The sequence below is a fragment of the Dactylosporangium sp. CS-033363 genome, assembly GCF_050942475.1.
GTDB lineage: Bacteria > Actinomycetota > Actinomycetes > Mycobacteriales > Micromonosporaceae > Dactylosporangium.
The window spans coordinates 8,035,954-8,055,877 of sequence record NZ_CP192032.1 but is presented as its reverse complement, the minus strand read 5'-3'; the positions used below and the strand labels follow the sequence as shown (position 1 = coordinate 8,055,877).

Genomic DNA, 19,924 nt, shown 5'->3' with positions numbered 1-19,924 from the left:
ACGGCCGGGCGGGTCCAGCACCCGCCCGGCCTCTACCCCATGAAGGAGGGTGAGCGATTTGGGGGCGTATCTCATCCGCCGCCTGCTGGTGAACTTGCTGGTGTTCTTCCTGATCACCGTCGCGATCTTCGGCCTGGTGCACAAGACGCCGGGCGACCCGATCGCCATGCAGGTCCCCGCCGACCAGCTCAACGCCGGCAGCGCCGAGTTCATCGCGCAGAAGCGCCACGAGCTCGGCCTCGACCAGTCGGTGTTCGTCCAGTACTGGCACTGGCTCGGCAACGCCCTGCGCGGCGACCTCGGGTACTCGCTGCTCAACGGGCGCGCCGTCACCGAGGTGCTCGGCGAGCGCATCGGCCCGACCATCGAGCTGATGGGCGTAGCGCTGCTCATCTCGCTGCTGGTGGCCATCCCGCTCGGCATCGCCGCCGCCCGCCGGCGCAACTCGCTCGTCGACTACTCCGCGACCGTGGTGAGCCTCGGGTCCGTGTCGATCCCGGTCTTCTTCGTGGCGCTGATCGCGATCTACCTGTTCACCCTCAAGCTGCAGTGGTTGCCATCCTCGGGCATCTCCGACCCGACGGCGCCGAGCCTGCTGGACACGATCCGCCATCTGGTCCTGCCGGCGCTGATTCTGGGGTTCGGCAACTCGGGGCCCTTCATGCGGTACGTCCGCAGCTCCATGATCACCGAGCTCCAGGCGGACTACGTGCGCACCGCCGAGGCCAAGGGCGCGCCCCCGCGCCGGGTGGTCATCCGCCACGCGTTCCGCAACTCGCTCATCCCGCTGCTGACCGTCGTGGCCTCCAACGTGCCCCAGCTGCTGGCCGGCGCGGTCGTCATCGAGCAGGTCTTCGCCTGGCCGGGCATGGGCCAGCTCGCGGTCAGCTCGGTCAACCAGCACGACTACTCGGTCATCATCGGCTTCGCGCTGCTCATCGCCATCCTGGTGCTGCTGTCCAACCTGCTGGCGGATGTCCTGTACACGCTGGTCGACCCGAGGGTGAGGCTGCGATGACCATCCAGACGTCCGCCGAGGCCGCCGAGGTCGGCGAGGCGATCCCGCGGCGCGGCGCGTTCCGGCGCTTCCGCCGGCACCCGGTCGCCATGGCCAGCCTCGTGTTCCTGTTCCTCGTCGTGCTGGCGGCGCTGTTCGCGCGGCCGCTGTCCGGGCACGACCCGAACCAGATCGACCTGCTCGCCGCGCGGGCCGCGCCCGGCGGGGACCACTGGCTCGGCACCGACTCCACCGGCCGCGACGTGCTCAGCCGGCTGCTGTTCGCCGGGCGGGTCTCGCTCGGCGTCGGCATCGCCTCGGCCGCGCTCGCGGTCATCGTCGGCACCGTCCTCGGCGGCCTGGCCGGCCTGCTCGGCGGCTGGGTCGACGGGCTCATCATGCGCATCGCCGACGTGTTCATGTCGTTCCCGTCGCTGGTGGTCATCGTCGTCATCGCCGGCATCCTCGGCCCCAGCGTGCTCACGATGATCATCGCGATCGGGCTGTTCCAGTGGCCGGTCTGCGGCCGGATCGTGCGCGGCGTGACGCTGTCGCTGCGCGAGCAGGAGTTCGTGCTGGCCTCCCGGGCCACCGGGGCCGGGCCGGTCTGGCTGCTGCGCCGGCACATCATCCCGGCCGCGCTGCCCCCGGTCAGCGTGGCCGCCACCCTGGCCGTGGCCCAGGCGATCATGCTGGAGGCGACGCTGTCCTTCCTCGGCCTGGGCGTGCAGCCGCCGTCGGCCAGCTGGGGCAACATGCTCACCGACGCGCAGAGCCTCACGGTCATCCGCTCCGAGCCGTGGCTGTGGCTCTCCCCGGGCGTCGCGGTCGCGCTGACCGTGCTCGCCGTCAACTTCATCGGCGACGGCCTGCGCGACGCCGTGGATCCGAGGCAGTCATGACCGAACAGTCGAACGCGCAGCTCCTGAAGATCGAAGATCTCACCGTCGAGTTCCACCTGGACGACCTCGTCGTGCACGCCGTCGACGGGGTGGACCTGGAGATCAACGAGGGCGAGATCGTGGCCGTGGTCGGCGAGTCCGGCTCCGGCAAGACGGTCACCGCGATGTCGATCCTGCGCCTGCTGCGCGAGCCGCCGGCCCGGGTCAAGGCGGCCACCCTCGCCTTCCGCGGCCAGGACCTGCAGGCCCTCTCGCCCCGGCAGCTGCGGGCGATCCGCGGCGGCCCGGTCGGCATGATCTTCCAGGACCCGATGACCGCGCTGAACCCGGTGCTCAGCATCGGCGACCAGATCGCCGAGACGGTCCTGCTGCACCAGGCCAAGCGGGACAAGAAGGCGGCCCGGGCCCGCGCGGTCGAGCTGCTCCAGCTCGTCGGCGTGCCGGACGCGGCGCACCGGGCCAAGCAGTACCCCCACGAGTTCTCCGGCGGCATGCGGCAGCGCGCGATGATCGCCATGGCCATCGCCAACGACCCGGACCTGATCATCGCCGACGAGCCGACCACCGCGCTCGACGTCACGATCCAGGCCCAGGTGCTGCAGCTGCTGCAGAAGGCGCAGCGGGAGACCGGGGCGGCGACCATCCTCATCACCCACGACCTCGGGATCGTGGCCGAGATGGCGGACCGGGTCGTCGTCATGTACGCCGGCCGGGTCGTCGAGACCGCGACCGTCCACGAGCTGTTCGAGCAGCCCCGCCACCCGTACACCCTGGGCCTGCTGGCCAGCCTCCCGCGGATGGACACCGAGACCGACCGGCTCGACCCCATCCCCGGCAACCCGCCGAACATGGCCGCGCCCCCGGCCGGCTGCCCCTTCCACCCGCGCTGTTCCCTGGCCCAGGGCATCTGCAAGACGGACCGCCCCCCGCTGCTGCAGATCGGCGGCGGCCGCGCCAGCGCCTGCCACTTCCACGAGGAGCTCGCATCATGACGGAGCCGTTGCTGAAGGTGGAAGGTCTCGCCAAGCACTTCCCGATCCGCAAGGGGGTGCTGCGCCGCCAGGTCGGGGCCGTGCGGGCGGTCGACGGGGTGGACCTGGAACTCGCCGCGGGGGAGACGCTGTCGCTGGTCGGCGAGTCCGGCTGCGGCAAGTCGACCACCGGCCGCCTGCTGGTCCGGCTGCTCGAGCCGACCGCCGGCCGGATCCTGTTCGAGGGCGCCGACCTGGCCCGCCTGCCGCAGTCGCAGATGCGCGCCAGGCGGCGGGACATCCAGATCATGTTCCAGGACCCGTACGCCTCGCTGTCCCCGCGGATGACCGTGCACGAGATCGTGGCCGAGCCGCTGCGCGTGCAGGGCCGCTACGGCGACGGCGGCGCGGATCGGGTCGCCGAGCTGCTCCGGCTGGTCGGCCTGCGCCCCGAGCACGCCCGCCGCTTCGCCCACGAGTTCTCCGGCGGCCAGCGCCAGCGGGTCGGGCTGGCCCGGGCGCTCGCGCTCAACCCGAAGCTGCTGGTGCTCGACGAGCCGGTCAGCGCCCTGGACGTCTCGGTGCAGGCGCAGGTCATCAACCAGCTGCGCGACCTGCAGGACCGGCTGGGACTGGCGTACCTGTTCATCTCCCACAACCTGTCCGTGGTGAAGCACATCTCCCATCGGGTCGCCGTGATGTACCTCGGCGGGATCGTGGAGACGGGCACCCGGGAGGACATCTTCGCGCGCCCGACCCACCCCTACACGCAGGCGCTGCTCTCGGCCATTCCGGTGCCCACCCCGGTCGGCCGCGACCAGCGCGAACGCATCACGCTCACGGGGGACGTGCCGAGCCCGGCCGACCCGCCGTCGGGTTGCCGATTTCGCACGCGGTGCTGGAAGGCCCAGGATGTCTGTGCGCAGGAGGCACCGGCCCTGATCGATCGGATCGGGGCGGGCCACCCCAGCGCCTGCCACTTCCCCGAGCTACCCGCCGCCCTGTCCACCTTGTAGAGCACGCCCCGCGAGGAGGCCGCCATGGCCCGCACCACCCGCACCGCCCGCCCGGTGCCCGTCGACGACACCCGGCCCGCGTCGGCGAACTACCACGCCAACGCGCTGGCCCGGGGCCTCGCGCTGCTGGAGATGCTCGCCGCCGAGCAGGAGCCGCTGACCGTCAACGACCTCAGCGAGAGCACCGCCCTGCCCAAGAGCACCCTGGTGCGGCTGCTGGCGGTGCTGGCGGAGATGGAGTACGTGGTCCGGGTCGACGAGCGCCCCTCGTACCGCCTGGGCCACAAGGTCCAGCGCCTGGCCAGCGCCTACATCTCCGCGCTGGACCTGACCGTGGTCGCCGAGTCCTACCTGCGCCCGGTCGCGCTGGGCACCGGCCAGACCGCGAACCTGGGCGTGCTCGACGGCGACCAGGTGCTGCACATCTGCGTCGCCGAGCCGGACCGACCGCTGCGCTTCACCACCGCGATCGGGGCGCGCGACCACACGTACTGCACCGGCCTGGGCAAGATGCTCCTCTCCGAACTGCCGGACGAGGACCTCGCCGCACTGCTGCCGGCCGAGCCCTTCCCGTCCTTCGCCGAGAACACCGTGACCACGGTCGCGGACCTGCGCAAGGACCTCAAGCGCACGGCCAAGCGCGGCTACGCCCTGGACGACCACGAGCGCAGCGCCGGCCTGCGCTGCGTGGCCGTCGGCGTGCGCATCGGCGGGGAACTGCTCGCCGCGGTCAGCGTGTCCGGGCCGGCGGGGGAGTTCACGGCGCAGAAGCAGCAGGAGTACGTCGCCGCGCTGGACGAGGTCGCCAAAGCCATGTCCGACGACCCCGACTTCACCGCGGCGCTGCGGATCGTGCACCGGTCACTGCGCCCCGCCGGAAAACATCAGTGACCGACGTAGGCGATCGCCTCGACCTCGACGCGCACGTCCCCGCGGCCGAACGCCACGACCACCGTGGTGCGCGCGGGCGGGGCGGCGCCGAAGCGGCGGGCGTAGATCTCGTTGAACGGCGTGAACAGCGTCGCGTTGGACAGGAACGCGCCGATCTTCACGATCTGGTCGATCCCGGCCCCGGCCGCGGCGAGCACCGCCTCGACGTTGTCCAGGGTCTGGTTCACCTCGGTCGCGAAGTCGCCGAGGTAGATGGAGCCGTCGGCGGTAGTGGCGACCTGCCCGGAGACGAAGACGAAGTCGCCGGCCTTCGTGGCGTGTGACAGCGGAACGGTGACGGGGGCGAAGGAGTCAGGGTGGAAACGTTCGATCATGCCGACATGGAATCACATTCCACGTTGCTGCTCCAGGGTGGCACGGTGCTCGACGGCACGGGAGCGCCCGGGTTCGTCGCCGACGTCCTGATCCGCGACGGCGTCATAGCGGCAATAGCAACCAACCTGAGCGCCGCCGAGACAAGAACCATCACCGGCAAGGTCGTCTGCCCGGGATTCGTGGATCTGCACACCCACTCCGACCTCACGCTGCTGTCGGCGCCCGAGGCCCGCAGCAAGGTACACCAGGGCGTCACCACCGAGGTCGTCGGCAACTGCGGCCTCGGCGTGGCCCCGCTGCCGCCCGGCGCCGACGTCGAGGCCATCCGGCAGGCCGTGAGCTACCTGGACCTCGACCCGGCGATCGCCTTCGACTGGCGGGACCTGAACGGGTACCTCGCCGCCGTCGAACAGGCCCGCCCGTCCGTCAACGTCGCCGCCCTCGTCGGCCACGTCCCGCTGCGCGCGGCGGTCTGCGGCTTCGGCGACCACCCGGCCGGCCCGGACGAGCTCGACCGGATGTGCGGGCTGCTCTCCGACGCCCTGGAGGCCGGCGCGCTGGGGCTGTCGACCGGCCTGGTGTACCCCCCGCTGACCTACGCCCGCGAGGAGGAGCTCGTCGCCCTGGCGAGGGTCGTGGCCGCCGCCGGCGCGGTGTTCACCTGGCACGTGCGCAACTACGACGACGGGCTGCTCGACTCCGTCGCCCAGGCGGTCCGGGTGGCCCGCGCGACCGGCGCCCGCACGCAGATCTCGCACCTGGCCGCCGTCGGCCGGCGCAACTGGGGCGCGGTCCGCGGCGCGCTGGACCTGGTCGACGCGGCCAACGCGGACGGCTGCGCGATCGGGGTCGACATCTACCCGTACGTCCACGGCAACGCGCCCCTCTCCCAGCTGCTGCCGGCCTGGGCGCTGGAGGGCGGGGCCGACGTCTGGGCGCCCAAGCTGTGGGAGCCGGACGTCCGCGCCCGGATCCGGGCCGCCTGGGTCGACCGGCCCACCGGCTGGGACGAGCTCACCATCAGCTGGACCAGCCGCGGCGACGCCGACCCCGTCGTCGGCCGGACGCTGGCCGACCTGGGCGGGGCCGACGCCGCGCTCGACCTGCTCGCCGAGCTCGGCCAGGGCGCCATGATGACCGCTGGCGGGCGCAGCGAGGACGACCTGCGCACGGTGCTGTCCCACCCGGCGGCCGTGGTCGCCTCCGACGGGCTGGCCCTGGACCCGGGCGGCATCACCGGCGCCGGGGTCCCGCACCCGCGCAGCTACGGGTGTTTTCCGCGGTACCTCAACCGCTACGCCCACGACCTGCCCGACGCGATCCGCCGCTGCACCTCGGAACCGGCCCGCCGCATCGGCCTGCCCCACCTCGGCGTGCTGCGCCCCGGCGCCCCCGCCGACATCGTCGTCTTCGACCCTCACACCATCGCCGACACCGCCACCTTCACCGCCCCGCACCAGCTCGCCACCGGCATCGACCTGGTGCTGGTGGGCGGCGTGCCGACCGTCGAGGGCGGCACGCACACGGGCCGGCGGGCGGGGCGGGTCCTGCACCGCACGAGAGGAACCACCGGATGATCGACGTCCACACCCACTGCCACCTTTCCGAGCACTGGGGCTGCGAGTGGCACCGCAACTGGCAGCCCGTGTACGGCCACGAGTACGCCGACCGCACGCCCGAGCAGTACGACGAGGCGATGGCCGCGGCCGGGGTCGACCTCGCGTTCGTCTTCGGCATGCGGGCCACCCGGGCCGGCGTGCTCACCCCGAACGAGTTCGTCCAGGACTTCGTGGCCAAAACGAGCACGAACACGGTCGGCTTCATGGCCCTCGACCTCGCGGACGCCGACGTGATGGACCAGCTCGCCGACGGCATCGCGCGCGGGCTCAAGGGCATCAAGTTGTACCCCGTGCTGGCCCACTTCGACCCGCGCGGCGAGGAACACGACGCGTTCTTCCGCGCCGCCACCGAGGCCGGGCTCATCGTGCTCTGGCACATGGGCACCACGCCGAGTCCCGAGGGGCGCCTGGAGCTGTCCAACCCGCTGCTCGTGGACGACGTGGCCCGCCGGCATCCCGACCTGAAGCAGATCATCGCCCACCTCGGGCACCCGTGGCAGCGCGAGACGATCGTCGTGCTGCGCAAGAACCGCAACGTGTTCGGCGACGTCTCGGCCTCCTGGGCCCGGCCGCTCGACGGCTTCATGGCGCTGGTGCGGGCGCAGGAGTGGGGCGTGGTACCGAAGCTGCTGTTCGGCTCCGACTATCCGATGTGGACACCGGCCGAGGCCAAGGACGGCCTGCACCAGCTCGCCAAGATGCGCCCGGGCGGCCTGCCCGCGATCGCGCCCGCGACGATCGAGTGGCTCATCGACGGCGACCCGCGCGACGCGCTGGGGCTGGCCCGATGACCGCGATCGCCGAGTTACCCACCCCGTCGCTGCTGGTCGACCTCGACCGGCTGGAGCGCAACATCGCGCGGATGGCCGGCGCGTTCGCCGAGGCCGGCGTCGGTCTCCGCCCGCACACCAAAACCTCCAAATGCCTGGATGTCGTACGGCGTCAGCTCGCCGCCGGCGCGCTCGGCATGACCTGTTCCACCCCGGCCGAGGTGGCCTGGCTGCAGGCGGCCGGCGTCACGGACCTGCTGTGGGCGCACGCCCCCGTCGGCCCGCCCAAGGTCGCCTTCGTCGTCGAGTCGGTCCGCCGGGGCGGCCTCACCGTCGCGCTGGACTCACTGGAGGCGGCCGCGCCCCTGTCGGCCGCCGCGGCGGCGGCCGGTGTCGAGGTGCCGTTCGTCCTGGAGGTCAACACCGGCCACGCCCGGCTCGGCGCCGACCCCGACCGGGTGCCGGCGGTCGCCGCCACCCTGGCCGCCCTGCCCGGCCTGCGGCTGCGCGGCCTGCTCACCCACGAGGGCCACCTGGCCGGCATGCCCGACCGCCCGTCCCTGGAGGCGGCCGGCCGCACCGCGGGCGCGCTGATGGCGTCGCTCGCCGACGGGCTGCGCGCGGACGGCCACGCGATCGAGGTCGTCTCGGTCGGCTCCACCCCTGGCGCCAGCTCGGCCCCGTTCGCACCGGGCGTGACCGAGGGCCGCCCCGGCACGTACGTCTACTACGACGCCAACCAGATCCGCCTCGGCTCCTGCACCCTCGACGACTGCGCGCTGACCGTCCTGGCCCGGGTGGTCTCGGTCCAGCGGCCCGGGCGCCCGATCATCGACGCCGGCATCAAGGCGATGAGCTCCGACACGATCGCCGCCGCCGGCTCGGTCGGCCTGGTGCTCGATTCCGACGCCAAATTCGTCGACGCGAACGAGGAGCACGGCTTCCTCGCCGATCCCGACGGCCACCTGTCGGTCGGCGACATGGTGCGGATCGTGCCGAATCACGCCTGCGGCACCACCAACATGTGGAGCCACCTCTACGCCGTGCGCGGCGACGAGGTGGTCGAGCGGTGGGAGATCTCCGCTCGCTACTAGAAACCGTTGACATGGAACGGTGTTTCACGTGAAGTTGCGCCATGAAGGTCATGACCATCTACGCGCATCCTGCGGACACCATCACGAACTGCGGCGGGACCCTGGCCCGCCACGCCGACGCCGGCGATGAGATCGTCGCGCTGATCCTGACCCACGGCGGCCGGATTCACGCCAACCGGTACGCCGAGGAGTGGCGCAAGGACCGGCCCGACGACGCCATCGCCGGCGCCGGCCTCGACGAGATCATCGCGTTCAAGAAGGGCGAGCTGGAGCGGGCGGCCGAGATCGTCGGCATCTCGCGGCTCATCACGCTCGACCGCGACGACCGCGAGGCCGGCCTGCACGAGGGCCTGGTCGAGACGGTCGCCGAGCAGATCGCGGCCGAGCGGCCCGACGTCATCATCTGCGACTACCCGCAGAACCCGGTGATGGCCGCGAACACGCACACCGTGGCGACGACGACGGTCCTGGCCGCCCTGGGCCGCGCCGGGGCGTACCTGCGCAACCTGGACGGGCAGGCGGAGTACCACGTGAAGCAGGTGTTCCTGACCTCGCTGCCGGTGTTCCCGATCGACGGGCTGAGCCTGTTCGGGGTCCGCAACGACGTGTTCGTGGACATCACGCCGGTCGTCGGGCGCAAGGTGGCGGCCATGGACTGCTTCGACAGCCAGGGGTACTCGGGCCTGTTCGCCCGCAAGCTCATCGAGTCGGCCAACGGCGAGGCGGGCCGCGCGGCGGGCGTCAACTTCGCCGAGGGCTTCTACCGGCTCTACAACGAGACGCACGACACGCTGCCGCTCACCGCCGCCGCGCAACGGGCGGACCCGCTGGTGCGGCACGTGGAGTACAGCCGGATCAACCTCCGCGAGGAGTACCCGCTGCCGCATTCTTGATCATCGCTGTTCACCTCGCCGCCGCCTGATGCTTCCGCGGGACCGACAGACTCTGCGCAGCCTGCTTCCAGCACCTCCGGAGTCCGTACCGTTGAAGCGCCTCGTCGCGGCCGTCACCGCGGGCCTCGCCGCCCTGGTCAGCACCCTGGTCGTTGCCCCAGGGCCGGCGTCCGCGCACCCGTTCGGGGACCCGCAGACGGTCACCATCGCCGCCGACGGGGCCCGGCTCGAGGTCGTCCACGTGCGCTGGAAGGCCGGCGGCCCGGACGACCTGGTGCTGCTCGGGGTCTCGCTCGGGCTGCTGCCCAAGGACCGGGTCATGCTCGACGGCGCCGTCGTCTACCGCGCCGCCGACGCCGCCGCGATCGGCCCGTCGCCGCGCTTCTCCGCCTACCTGCTCCAGCAGATCACCGTCTCCGGCGCCGGGCAGTCGTGCTCCGGCGCCGTCGAGGCCCCCGCCGACCTCGCCAAGAGCGGCGTGACGATCGACTACACCTGTCCCGCCCCGGTCGGCATCGCGACCGTCGGCGTGCGCACCCTGACCGACCTGAACCCGGCGTACCAGACGATGGCCACGGGTCCGGCCGGCGAGCGCACCGTCTACCGCCAGGGCGCGGACACCCACGACTGGGCCCTCGGGCCGTCCTCCGCCGACCGGCACCTGGGCCGCAACGCCGCGTTCCAGATCGGGGCCATCGTGCTGGCAATCGCCGCCGCGGTCCTCGTCATCAGGAGAATCCGTAGAGGAGCATCATGAGGCACCACTTGCGGCGGCTGCTGGCCGTCGCGCTGGTCGGCGGCGCCGTCGTGGCGATCGGGCCGGCCGGCGCGCAGGCCGGGGACGCGCCGCCGACGACCGGGGCGCCGGTGCTCAACCTGCGGGACGGGCAGACCCTCGAGGGCACCGTCAGGGTCGACGCCGAGCCGACCATCGAGAACGACTCGGTCGTATCGCTGAGCGTCGACGGGACGCCGGTGACCGCGCAGCCGACGGCGGGCACCGCGCACTTCGCGTTCGACATGGGCGGCAACGGTACCGAGGCCCGGTACCACAACTACATCACCGTCAACGGGCACACGGCGGACGGCGAGCGGGTGTACTTCCCGGACATCCCCGGCGGCCGCAACGGCGTCCTCGACTTCCCCGGCGACTGGCTGCACCCGGGCGCCAACACCGTCACGGTGCACGCCGGCGCGAACTGGGTCGACACCACCAACACGGCCGCCGCCGGGGTGGAGACGCTGCCGAACGGCGAGGGCCTGCGCTGCCCCAACTACGACGACTTCCCGCTGAGCAGCCTGAGCCTCAGCCTGATCGGGGTCGTGGCCGACGGCGAGCAGAACTCCTTCAGCTACAGCTTCGGCGACGGTACCTGCGGCAGCTCCCCCCACCTGCTCGTCCAGGACCTCACGTTCGTCGTCTCGGGCACCCCGGGCGGCACGGCGGGACTCGGCGCCGACCTCGACACCCGCACCCTGGCCAACGGCGCGCACACGGTCACGGCCACCACGAAGTCGGGCGCCACCGCCAAGGCCGCGGTCGCCGTGAACAACGCGCCGGCGGGCGCCCCGAAGCTCACCCCGGCCGACGGCGCCCTGGTGAAGGGCACCAAGCCCGTCATCGCGGCGCTGACCGGCGGTACCGGATCCGTGGAATCCCTCGCGGTGGACGGTCAGCCGGCCGAGAACGCCGAGACCCTCGCGGCCGGCACCGCGACCCTCGGGCTCACCGTCGAGGCCGGCAACTCGGCCGAGGCCAAGTACCACAACTACCTGCTGGTCAACGGCAACCGGGTCGACCTCGGCGGCGACTACGGCGTGGCCGGGCAGGAGACGGTGGCGCTGAAGTTCCCGAACCGCTTCCTGCACAACGGCGACAACGTCATCCGGGTCAAGACCGGCGACTACAACGGCACCGCGGCCGGCGCCACCTGCGCCAACCACGACGACTTCCGGGTCACCGCGACGCCGATCCTGGCGCCGGGCACCGCGGGCACGGTCACCCGCGGCACCACGTACCTGTGGACCGGCGAGACCCGCGCGGCCACGGCCGACGCCTCGCTCGCCCTCGGCGACGGCACCTGCGGGGCCAACAAGGAGGCCGAGTTCCACTTCGACATCGCCGGCGCGCCCACCACGCGCACGATCGACACCCTGGCCGCGGCCGGCGACGCGCACCTCAAGGTGTTCGTCGGGGGCAACGGCGCCGACAACGGCTTCGACAACAAGGTGCTCGTCAACGGCATCCCGCTCGACCTCGGCATCTGGGAGAAGGAGGTCGCCGACCTCGCCTTCCCGAACGAGTGGCTCGTCCCCGGCGTCAACGTGCTGGAGTTCGTGGCCGGCAGCGACCACGGCAGCGCCAACCCCGGCGGCTGCGACAACTACGACGACTTCACGCTGCGCGACTTCCAGCTCGCCCCGGCGGCCGGCACCGCCACCCAGGTGACCCGGATGACGGCGCAGAACACGGTGACGATCGGCTCGGCCAGTTACCCGGCCGGCTCGCCCGTCACGGTGTACATCGGCGACGGCACCTGCGGCAGCTCGTTCAACGCCACCCTGGACAAGACGGTCCTGTTCGACATCGCCGGTGCCCCCGCCGCGGGCCGCCGCGCCGACCTCGACACGACCAAGCTCGCCGACGGAAAGCACACCAGCACGGCGATCGTCGCGGACAAGACCTCGACCCGCACGTTCACCGTCGACAACACCGCCCCACAGGTCGCGCAGAGCGTCCCGGCCGAGGGCCAGCGGCTCACCTCGACGGTCGCGCTCGTCGTGAACGTCACCGACGCCACCGGGGTCGCCGGCCCGCCGGTCATCACCCTCGACGGCAAGGCGGTCAAGCAGGGCGACCAGATCGGCCGCGGCCTGCCCGCCGGCGCGCACACCATCGCGGTCACCGCCGCCGACACGCTCGGCAACGCGGCCACCCGCGAGATCCACTTCACCAGCGCCAACATCCCCGACGTGCCGGCGGACCTCACCGCGAGCGTCACCGGCACCGCCAACCGTCCGGCGGCGAACCTCTCGGCCACGGTGCCGGGCGCGGCCGGAGTGCCGCTGACGGCCACCTTCACCAAGGCCGACATGGTCCTGCCGAGCGGCGGCTACCAGGGCACCGCGAGCTCGGTGCCGACGGCGCTCGACGTCGCCCACGACACCACCGTGGACGTCGGCTCGCTGAAGCCGCTCGACGGGCGCACGCTCGCCACGCCGTCGAGCCGGGACGTGGTCTTCCAGCGGTACGACCTCGCGGTGGGCAACGCCGCCGACCCGACCCTGCGCTGGGAGGGCACCATCGACCCGGAGCGGGTCGTGGCGCTGCGGGTGTGGGACCCGGCCGCCAAGCAGTGGGTCGTGCTGACCAGCTCGCGCGGCCAGACCGAGCGGGCGACCGTCCTGGCCGCCCAGCTCGGCGCCGGCTACCGCGACGGCGGCACCGTCCACGTGCTCGTCACCGGCGAGGACCCGTTCGCCGACGACCTCTCGCCCCGCGACGCCACCGCCCAGCAGGACAAGGACCACTTCGAGGACCCGGGCAACTACGACTTCAGCCTCGCGCATTTCACAGACACGCAGTACTTGACCGAGGGCGCCGCCGGCGGCACCTACGACGACTGGGACGGCAAGGCCGAGGCCTCCGACGTCGAGACGGCCGAGGAGCAGGCGATCTGGGCCGCCGCCTACCGCGACACCACCCAGTGGATCGCCGACAACCAGGCCGGCCGGAAGATCGCCTACACCGCGCACACCGGCGACGTGATCGAGAACGACTACTACGACCCGCTCGCGCGGAACGCGGACGGCTCGCTGGTCCGGCCCGGCCTGAACGAGCAGGTCGACAAGGAACTGGCCGCCGCCTCGGGGTACCAGCAGATCCTCGACGACCACGGCGTGGTCAACCAGGTCATCGCCGGCAACCACGACGACCAGCTCGGCGCCGAGACGGGCCCCGACTCCCGGTTCTCCAGGACGTTCAGCGCGGACCGCTACTACGGCGTGGCGAAGTCCTGGCCCGCCGGGACCGAGTACCACGCCTGGGACGAGCAGAACGGCGCCCCGGGCCGGGACAACCAGAACAACTACGTGCTGTTCTCCGCCGGCGGGCTGGACTTCGTCGCCGTCGGGCTCTCCTACGGGGTGACCCCGCAGGAGGCCAAGTGGGCGGACTCGATCTTCAAGAAGTACAAGGACCGCAACGGCATCCTGCTCTCGCACGACTACCTGAAGCCCTCGACGAACCCGGACGGGCGCGGCGCGGACTTCTCGGCGCCGGACGGCTCCCCGCTGTACAAGCAGGTCGTCGAGGCCAACCCGAACGTGTTCCTGGTCCTGGCCGGCCACGAGCACGGCGTCGGCACCAACCTCAAGACCGGCGTCGGCGTCACCGTCGCCCACGACGTCGTCGAGCTGCTCGCGGACTACCAGTTCTACACGGTCCCCGCCGGGGAGCTGTGGCCCGCGCTGGTCGACGCGTCCGGCAACATCGACGTCAACGGCGACGGCAGGCCCGACCACAAGGCGGCGGACCGGCTCCAGTTCGGCGCCAGCTTCCTGCGGCTGCTGCAGTTCGACGTCGACCGGGCCGTGATGCACATCGACACGTACTCGCCGTTCCTGCACAACTACGGCGCGACCGAGTACGACATCCGCCAGGACGGCAGCCAGACCAAGCCGCGCTACAACGGCGCCGAGGACAACCTGACCCTCCCGGTCGACCTCACCAGCCGCAAGACGTCCTTCGCGACCGACTCCCTGGCCGCGTACGTCCCGGCCGGCACGATCGGCACCGACCAGGTGACCGCGGGCGGCACGGCCGCGGTGAGCTGGACCGGCCTGGCCCCGGCCACGTCCTACGCCTGGCTCGTCACCGCGGCCAGCGCGGACGGCGGCGTCGCGGTCGCCCAGCCCGCGGTGTTCCGCACCGGCAAGGGCGCCCCGGCCCTGACGGCCACCACGGCCCCGGTCAACTGGGGCACGGCGGCGACCGTCACGGTCAAGGCCGACGCCGAGGGCCTGCCGGTGGCCGGCACCGTCGAGCTGCGCGAGGGCGACCAGGTCCGCGGCAGCGTGGCGCTGGAGAACAACCAGGCGGTCTTCAAGCTGCCGCCCGGCCTGGCCCCCGGCACCCACACGCTGCTGGCCACGTACGCGGCCACCGACACCTTCGCGGCCTCCTCGGTCGCGGTGAACGCGATCGTGAACGCCCCGGCCGCCTGGAGCGCGAGCAAGGCGTACCAGGGCAACGAGCGGGTCACGTACGACGGGAAGGTGTACCAGGCCTCCTGGTGGACCCAGAACCAGAAGCCCGGCGACCCGAACGGCCCGTGGCAGGAGCTGGCCCTCGCCGAGGACGGCACCAACCTGTGGACCGCGTCGCGGATCTTCAACACCGGCGACGTGGCCCTCTACAAGGACAAGAAGTTCCGCGCCCGCTGGTGGACCCGCAACCAGGCCCCCGGCGACCCCAACGGCCCGTGGGAGGAAATCGCCCCACCGGCGCCGGGCGGCGGCCCGGCGGCCTGGACCCCGACGACGGTGTACAACGCCGGCGATCGGGTCTCGTACGCGAACCACACGTACGAGGCCAGGTGGTACAGCCGCAACCAGACCCCGGGCGACCCCAACGGTCCCTGGAAGCTGATCGGCTAGCTGAGTTTCCAAGACGGTGGGGGAGCTCCGCTCCACCCACACCCCCTCAAGATCTGCGGCGGGCCCGACCGGCGACTGAAAGCCGGCCGTAGGGGAGGCTCGCCGTCGGATCGCGAGGCGGAAACCAGCGCTCACGCATGCGAAAGGACCGGCCGGTGCCTCGTGCACCGGCCGGTCTTTCGCCGTCGCCGCACGCCCTTGACAGCGCCCGGCAGTCGAGGCGCACGAGACAGGTGCGCCGCTCGTTGCCGCGGTGCAGCCGGGTGACCCCGGCGGTCGAAGCGGACCCGGACGTCGGCGCAATGCGAGACCTTGACAGTGCGAACCACGATGACTTCGATGATCGGCACGGTCGCAGCGAGGGGGACGCGGTGGAGCTCGGGGTCGATCTGGGAACGTCCAGCACGGTGGCGTTCCTGCGGCGGGACGACGGGAGCACCGAGCCGGTGCTGTTCGACGGGGCGTCGCTGCTGCCCTCCGCCGTGTACCTCGACGACGCCGGGCAGCTCCTCGTGGGCCGGGACGCGCTGCACTCCTCGCGCGCGCACCCCGAGCGGTTCGAGGGCAACCCGAAGCGGCGCATCGACGACGGGACCGTGTTCCTGGGCGCCGCGGTGCCGGTCGAGGCCATGCTCGGGGCGCTGCTGCAGCGGGCCGCGGCCGAGGCGCGGCGCATCGCCGGCGGGCCGGTCGCGGGGATGAGCGTGTGCCATCCGGCCGCCTGGGGACCGAGCCGGCGGGCGGTGCTCGAGCGGGCGGCGGCCACGACCGGGCTGCACCGGGTGCGGCTGATCCCCGAGCCGGTCGCCGCGGCCGCCTTCCACCTGCGCCGGCACGCGTCCGGGCCGGTCGACCTGCTCGTCCACGACCTCGGTGCGGGCACGTTCGATGCGGCCGTCGTGCGGTACACGCCGGGGCAGGCTCTTGCAGTGCTGGCCAGTGGTGGGCTGGACGACACCGGTGGGCAGGACGTGGACGCGGCGATCGTCGAGCTGCTGCGCGGGCGGTGCGGCACGGCGGAGCAGTGGGCGCGGCTGGACAATCCGGGCACGGTGGCCGACCGGGCCGCGCGGCGGCAGCTCTGGGACGACGTGCGCACGGCCAAGGAGATGCTGTCGCGGTCGGCCACGACGACGCTGTACCTGCCGCTGCTGGAGACCGACCAGCTCCTCACCCGCGCCGAGGTGGAGGGGCTCGCCGCGCCGATCGTGCAGCGGACCCTCGACGCGATCACGGCGACGGTCTCGGGGTGCACGGTGCAGCTGCGGCCGCTTGGCGGGGTGGTGCTGGTCGGCGGGGCGAGCCGGATGCCGCTCGTGGCGACCATGCTGCACCGGGCGCTGAGCTTCCCGCCGACGATCATCGACCAGCCGGAGCTCGTGGTGGCGGCGGGGAGCATCGACCCGCTGCTGATCGGCTCGCCCGTTCCCGCGCAGGTTCCGCTGCCGCCCGCGGCGTGGCAGCCGGTCGCGGCGGTTGCAGTGCCTCCTCCGCCGGCTTTTCAGCCGGCCCCGCCGGTCTTTCAGCAGGTCACGCCGCCTCCGCCGGTTTTTCAGCCGGTCGCGCCGCCGGTTCCCGCGGTGATCACGATCGTGGAGCTCGTCTCGGTCAGCCTGCCGTCGGCCTCGGGGGTGACGCTGCGGGGGCAGCTGCACGCCGGCTACGGGGTGATGGAGCACGTCTTCCCGGCCGACGCCGACGGCGGCCTGCTGCTGTTCGCCGACCCGGACGCCCTGGCCAGGTACGCGGCCGCGCACGCCGCGACCGATCCGCTGCTCGCCACGCCCGGGTTCCGGGTGCGCAACGACGGGGCCGACGAGCTGCGGTTCGACCTCGATCTGCTGGTCGAGCACCTGAGCGGGCCGCCGGAGGGCTGGCTGCCCGCGTACGTGTGCCGATGCCGGGACCTGTGCGCCCAGCTGGCCATCTTCCTGGAGCTCGACGGGATCGACGACCTGATCGGCGAGCACACCGCGATCGACCGGGCCGACGACATCCTGCGCCGGCACCGCCTCGATCCCACGGCGAAGGCGGCGCGGCGCAAGCTGGCCCGGCTCGACCTGGAGCTGCTGCGGGAGGACTGGGCCGACCTGATCGCCCTGATCGACCAGTCCACCGTGTCAGTTGACTGAATGAAGTGCCTAACGGTTGACGGCGAGCTCGCCGAGCTCCGACCAGTCGTCCTGGTCGACCGTCTGGCTGATGATGCGGGGGGTCTCCTGGAGGTACTGCGGCAGCGTCCGCTGGGCCTCCTTGAAGTGCTCGGAGCCCACGTGGGCGCCGCCCGCCTCGCCGTCGCGGAAGGCCTCCACCAGCACGTACTCGTTCGGGTCGGCGAGGCTGCGGGACCAGTCGAACCACAGGCAGCCGGGCTCCGCGCGGGTCGCGCTGGTGAAGGCCCCGGCGATGGCCGGCCAGTTCTCGGCGTGTTCGGGCAGGACGCGGAACTTGGCGGTAATGAAGATCATCTGCTACTCCTTTGTCCGAGATCCATCATCTCGTGACGGGGCGCGAAATGTAGGTTCGAGTCTGGCATGGGGAACCGTGCCAGAATGACCATCATTGCCCGGTGGAAGAGGACGGTCGATGGACGACGCGCTCGCGCGCAGCGGGATCATGCAGGGAATCGACGCCGAGGCGGCGGAGGAGCTCTCGCGCGGCCTCGACAACATCGACGTGCGCCGCGGTGACGTCCTGTTCAACGAGGGCGAGCCCGGCGACAGCCTGTACATCGTGCTGACCGGCAAGATCAAGCTCGGCCGCCGCGCCCACGACGGGCGGCAGAACCTGCTGGCCATCATGGGCCCCGGCGACATGGTGGGGGAGCTGGCCCTGTTCGACCCGGGTCCGCGCACCGCGACCGCCACGGCCGTGGTCGACTCGCGGGCCGCCCGGCTGACCAAGACCTCGCTGCGCACGTGGCTGGTGCGCCGCCCGGAGATCGCCGAGCAGCTGCTGCGGGTGCTGGCCCGGCGCCTGCGGCGGACCAACGACGCCCTGGCCGACCTCATCTTCACCGACGTGCCGGGCCGGGTGGCCAAGAAGCTGCTGCAGCTGGCGGGCCCGTTCGGGGTCCGCGACGGCGGCGTCCTGCGGGTCACCCACGACCTCACCCAGGAGGAGCTGGCCCAGCTGGTCGGCGCCTCCCGCGAGACCGTCAACAAGGCCCTGGCCGACTTCAGCTCCCGCGGCTGGATCCGCCTGGAGGGCAAGAGCGTCGTGATCGCCGACCCGGAGCGCCTGGCCCGCCGCGCCCGGGTGTAGTTACCGCCGGCGCCGGTGCTGGGCGCGCAGGGCGAGCGGGGCGCCGTCGAGGATGACGATGCACTTGTTCTCGAGGCGCACCCAGCCGCGCGAGGCGTAGTTGGCGAGCACCTTGTTCACGGACTCCCGGGAGGCGCCGACGAACTGGGCCAGTTCGGTCTGGGTGAGGTCGTGCACGACCCGCGTCGCGCCGTCCTCGGCCACGCCGAACTGGTTCGCGAGCTGGATCAGCTGATTGGCGACCCGGCCGGGCACGTCGCTGAAGAGCCGGTCGTGCACGGTCGCCCGGTTGCCGCGGATGCGCCGGGCCACCAGGCCCAGCAGCTGCTCGGCCACGCCGGGGTGCAGGGCCATCCAGCGGTACAGCGCCGTCTTCGACAACCGCGCCAGCCGGGCGTCCGCCACGACCGTCGCCGTCGTGGTCCGCGGGCCGCCGTCGAGCAGCTCGACCTCGCCGAACGGCTCGCCCGGGCCGACCAGGGCCAGCAGCCCCTCGCGGCCGTCGGAGGACCGGCGGGACAGCTTGACCTTGCCCGAGAGCAGCACGTACAGGCTGTCGCCGGCCTCGGCCTCGCGGAACAGCACCGTGCGGCGGGCCGCGTCGACCGTCTCGAACTCGTCCGCGAGGTCGGCGGCGGCCTCCGGGTCGAGGGCGCTGAACAGGGTGGAGTCGAGCGGCCGGCGTTCCAGCAGCGTCAGGCTCATGTGCCCTCCCCGGGTGATGGCGGTACCGAGTACCATTCCGACGGTACTAGATCCCACTTGGGCGAGGCAACAGCCGATTTCGAGGTAGGCGAGGATGGCACGGTGACCGGAACCCCCGCGAAGCGGCGACTCGTGGACGCCGCCCTCGACCTGTTCGACGAGCGCGGCTACGAGCAGACCACCGCCGACGACATCGCCGACCGGGCCGGCGTCGGGCGCACGACGCTGTTCCGGCACTACCGGTCCAAGGAGGACGTGATCTTCCCGGACCACGACCGGCTGATCGCCGCGGTCCGGGAGCGGCTGGCCACCTCGACCGCCGACACCGCCATCGTCGCGGTGACCGAGGCGGTCCGGCTGGTCCTGCTCAGCTACGTCGAGGAGGGCGACCGCGCGCGCCGCCGCTACTCGATCACCAGCAAGGTGGCCGCCCTGCGCGACCGGGAGATCGCGAGCGTGGCCCGCTACCAGCGGCTGTTCCGCGAGTTCATCGCCGGCTGGATGGGCCCGGCCCCGGCCGACGCGCTGCGGGCCGAGCTGATGGCGGCCGCGGTCGTCTCCGCGCACAACCACGTCCTGCGCCGCTGGCTGCGCCGCGAGGGCGTCGACCCGGCGGCGGAGCTGGACGCCGCCATGGCCCGGGTGGTCCAGCTCTTCGCGGCCGACCCGCAGCCCGCCGACGGCTCGATGGTGATCGTGCTGCGCGACGGCCGCGACCCGGAGCAGGTCGTGACGGCCGTGCGCGAGGCCCTCAAGCGGTAAAGATATA

At 72.4% G+C, this 19,924-nt stretch carries 17 protein-coding genes; 14 read left to right on the top strand and 3 right to left on the bottom strand.

The window, feature by feature from the left end; genetic code table 11:
• Positions 1-49 precede the first annotated feature (49 nt).
• Genes ACQPZ4_RS37265 through ACQPZ4_RS37245 form a run of 5 tightly spaced genes read left to right on the top strand, consistent with a single transcriptional unit; the run spans position 50 to position 4,777 of the window.
• Complete coding sequence (locus ACQPZ4_RS37265; protein WP_433046658.1) at positions 50-1,018, top strand: ABC transporter permease; 969 nt, start codon at positions 50-52, stop codon at positions 1,016-1,018.
• The gene (locus ACQPZ4_RS37260; protein WP_433046655.1) at positions 1,015-1,899 is read left to right on the top strand and encodes an ABC transporter permease; all 885 of its coding nucleotides are present in this window, start codon (positions 1,015-1,017) and stop codon (positions 1,897-1,899) included. Before ACQPZ4_RS37265 ends, ACQPZ4_RS37260 begins: the two co-directional genes overlap by 4 nt.
• Positions 1,896-2,891 carry an ABC transporter ATP-binding protein gene (locus ACQPZ4_RS37255; protein WP_433046652.1) on the top strand — a complete coding sequence of 332 codons (996 nt, stop codon included), beginning with the start codon at positions 1,896-1,898 and terminating at the stop codon, positions 2,889-2,891. The genes ACQPZ4_RS37260 and ACQPZ4_RS37255 overlap by 4 nt, the downstream gene beginning before the upstream one ends.
• Positions 2,888-3,886, top strand: coding sequence for an ABC transporter ATP-binding protein (locus tag ACQPZ4_RS37250; protein WP_433046649.1), 999 nt, complete (start codon positions 2,888-2,890; stop codon positions 3,884-3,886). Before ACQPZ4_RS37255 ends, ACQPZ4_RS37250 begins: the two co-directional genes overlap by 4 nt.
• 24 nt (positions 3,887-3,910) lie before the next feature.
• The gene (locus ACQPZ4_RS37245; RefSeq protein ID WP_433046646.1) at positions 3,911-4,777 is read left to right on the top strand and encodes an IclR family transcriptional regulator; all 867 of its coding nucleotides are present in this window, start codon (positions 3,911-3,913) and stop codon (positions 4,775-4,777) included.
• Here ACQPZ4_RS37245 and ACQPZ4_RS37240 read toward each other — a convergent pair.
• Positions 4,771-5,151 (bottom strand): RidA family protein, encoded by a 381-nt coding sequence (locus ACQPZ4_RS37240; protein WP_433046643.1) that lies wholly within the window; start codon positions 5,149-5,151, stop codon positions 4,771-4,773. The genes ACQPZ4_RS37245 and ACQPZ4_RS37240 overlap by 7 nt on opposite strands.
• A gap of 6 nt (positions 5,152-5,157) precedes the next feature.
• Between ACQPZ4_RS37240 and ACQPZ4_RS37235 the strand changes: the two genes are divergently transcribed.
• From ACQPZ4_RS37235 to ACQPZ4_RS37205, 7 genes are all read left to right on the top strand, one after another.
• Positions 5,158-6,729, top strand: coding sequence for an N-acyl-D-amino-acid deacylase family protein (locus ACQPZ4_RS37235; RefSeq protein ID WP_433046640.1), 1,572 nt, complete (start codon positions 5,158-5,160; stop codon positions 6,727-6,729).
• Complete coding sequence (locus ACQPZ4_RS37230) at positions 6,726-7,562, top strand: amidohydrolase family protein (protein WP_433046637.1); 837 nt, start codon at positions 6,726-6,728, stop codon at positions 7,560-7,562. The genes ACQPZ4_RS37235 and ACQPZ4_RS37230 overlap by 4 nt, the downstream gene beginning before the upstream one ends.
• Positions 7,559-8,635: an alanine racemase gene (locus tag ACQPZ4_RS37225; protein WP_433046634.1), complete on the top strand. Its 1,077-nt coding sequence runs from the start codon at positions 7,559-7,561 to the stop codon at positions 8,633-8,635. The genes ACQPZ4_RS37230 and ACQPZ4_RS37225 overlap by 4 nt, the downstream gene beginning before the upstream one ends.
• Before the next feature lie 41 nt (positions 8,636-8,676).
• Positions 8,677-9,528 (top strand): PIG-L deacetylase family protein, encoded by an 852-nt coding sequence (locus ACQPZ4_RS37220; RefSeq protein WP_433046631.1) that lies wholly within the window; start codon positions 8,677-8,679, stop codon positions 9,526-9,528.
• A 91-nt stretch (positions 9,529-9,619) separates the two neighbouring features.
• Entirely contained in the window at positions 9,620-10,285 is a 666-nt protein-coding gene (locus ACQPZ4_RS37215) for a hypothetical protein (protein ID WP_433046628.1), read from the top strand.
• Positions 10,282-15,186, top strand: coding sequence for a carbohydrate-binding protein (locus ACQPZ4_RS37210; RefSeq protein WP_433046625.1), 4,905 nt, complete (start codon positions 10,282-10,284; stop codon positions 15,184-15,186). Before ACQPZ4_RS37215 ends, ACQPZ4_RS37210 begins: the two co-directional genes overlap by 4 nt.
• A gap of 371 nt (positions 15,187-15,557) precedes the next feature.
• Positions 15,558-17,318, top strand: a complete 1,761-nt coding sequence (locus tag ACQPZ4_RS37205; protein ID WP_433046622.1) for an Hsp70 family protein — start codon at positions 15,558-15,560, stop codon at positions 17,316-17,318.
• A 9-nt stretch (positions 17,319-17,327) separates the two neighbouring features.
• Here ACQPZ4_RS37205 and ACQPZ4_RS37200 read toward each other — a convergent pair whose 3' ends face one another.
• The gene (locus ACQPZ4_RS37200; RefSeq protein ID WP_433046619.1) at positions 17,328-17,654 is read right to left on the bottom strand and encodes a putative quinol monooxygenase; all 327 of its coding nucleotides are present in this window, start codon (positions 17,652-17,654) and stop codon (positions 17,328-17,330) included.
• Between the two features lie 118 nt (positions 17,655-17,772).
• On the opposite strand from ACQPZ4_RS37200, the gene ACQPZ4_RS37195 reads away from it, so the two are divergent.
• Positions 17,773-18,450, top strand: coding sequence for a Crp/Fnr family transcriptional regulator (locus tag ACQPZ4_RS37195; protein ID WP_433046616.1), 678 nt, complete (start codon positions 17,773-17,775; stop codon positions 18,448-18,450).
• On the opposite strand, the gene ACQPZ4_RS37190 is transcribed toward ACQPZ4_RS37195, so the two are convergent.
• Positions 18,451-19,155: a Crp/Fnr family transcriptional regulator gene (locus tag ACQPZ4_RS37190; protein ID WP_433046613.1), complete on the bottom strand. Its 705-nt coding sequence runs from the start codon at positions 19,153-19,155 to the stop codon at positions 18,451-18,453.
• A gap of 102 nt (positions 19,156-19,257) precedes the next feature.
• Here ACQPZ4_RS37190 and ACQPZ4_RS37185 point away from each other — a divergent pair, with 102 nt between their 5' ends.
• Positions 19,258-19,917, top strand: a complete 660-nt coding sequence (locus tag ACQPZ4_RS37185) for a TetR/AcrR family transcriptional regulator (RefSeq protein WP_433046610.1) — start codon at positions 19,258-19,260, stop codon at positions 19,915-19,917.
• Positions 19,918-19,924: the final 7 nt, after the last annotated feature.

Bases quoted from the DNA above. Each gene is read 5' to 3' on its own strand.
- ACQPZ4_RS37225 (WP_433046634.1), top strand. From the start codon at position 7,559: ATGACCGCGATCGCCGAGTTACCCACCCCGTCGCTGCTGGTCGACCTC.
- ACQPZ4_RS37255 (WP_433046652.1), top strand. From the start codon at position 1,896: ATGACCGAACAGTCGAACGCGCAGCTCCTGAAGATCGAAGATCTCACC.
- ACQPZ4_RS37240 (WP_433046643.1), bottom strand. From the start codon at position 5,151: ATGATCGAACGTTTCCACCCTGACTCCTTCGCCCCCGTCACCGTTCCG.
- ACQPZ4_RS37260 (WP_433046655.1), top strand. From the start codon at position 1,015: ATGACCATCCAGACGTCCGCCGAGGCCGCCGAGGTCGGCGAGGCGATC.
- ACQPZ4_RS37210 (WP_433046625.1), top strand. From the start codon at position 10,282: ATGAGGCACCACTTGCGGCGGCTGCTGGCCGTCGCGCTGGTCGGCGGC.
- ACQPZ4_RS37220 (WP_433046631.1), top strand. From the start codon at position 8,677: ATGAAGGTCATGACCATCTACGCGCATCCTGCGGACACCATCACGAAC.
- ACQPZ4_RS37190 (WP_433046613.1), bottom strand. From the start codon at position 19,155: ATGAGCCTGACGCTGCTGGAACGCCGGCCGCTCGACTCCACCCTGTTC.
- ACQPZ4_RS37245 (WP_433046646.1), top strand. From the start codon at position 3,911: ATGGCCCGCACCACCCGCACCGCCCGCCCGGTGCCCGTCGACGACACC.
- ACQPZ4_RS37200 (WP_433046619.1), bottom strand. From the start codon at position 17,654: ATGATCTTCATTACCGCCAAGTTCCGCGTCCTGCCCGAACACGCCGAG.
- ACQPZ4_RS37250 (WP_433046649.1), top strand. From the start codon at position 2,888: ATGACGGAGCCGTTGCTGAAGGTGGAAGGTCTCGCCAAGCACTTCCCG.
- ACQPZ4_RS37230 (WP_433046637.1), top strand. From the start codon at position 6,726: ATGATCGACGTCCACACCCACTGCCACCTTTCCGAGCACTGGGGCTGC.
- ACQPZ4_RS37235 (WP_433046640.1), top strand. From the start codon at position 5,158: ATGGAATCACATTCCACGTTGCTGCTCCAGGGTGGCACGGTGCTCGAC.
- ACQPZ4_RS37195 (WP_433046616.1), top strand. From the start codon at position 17,773: ATGGACGACGCGCTCGCGCGCAGCGGGATCATGCAGGGAATCGACGCC.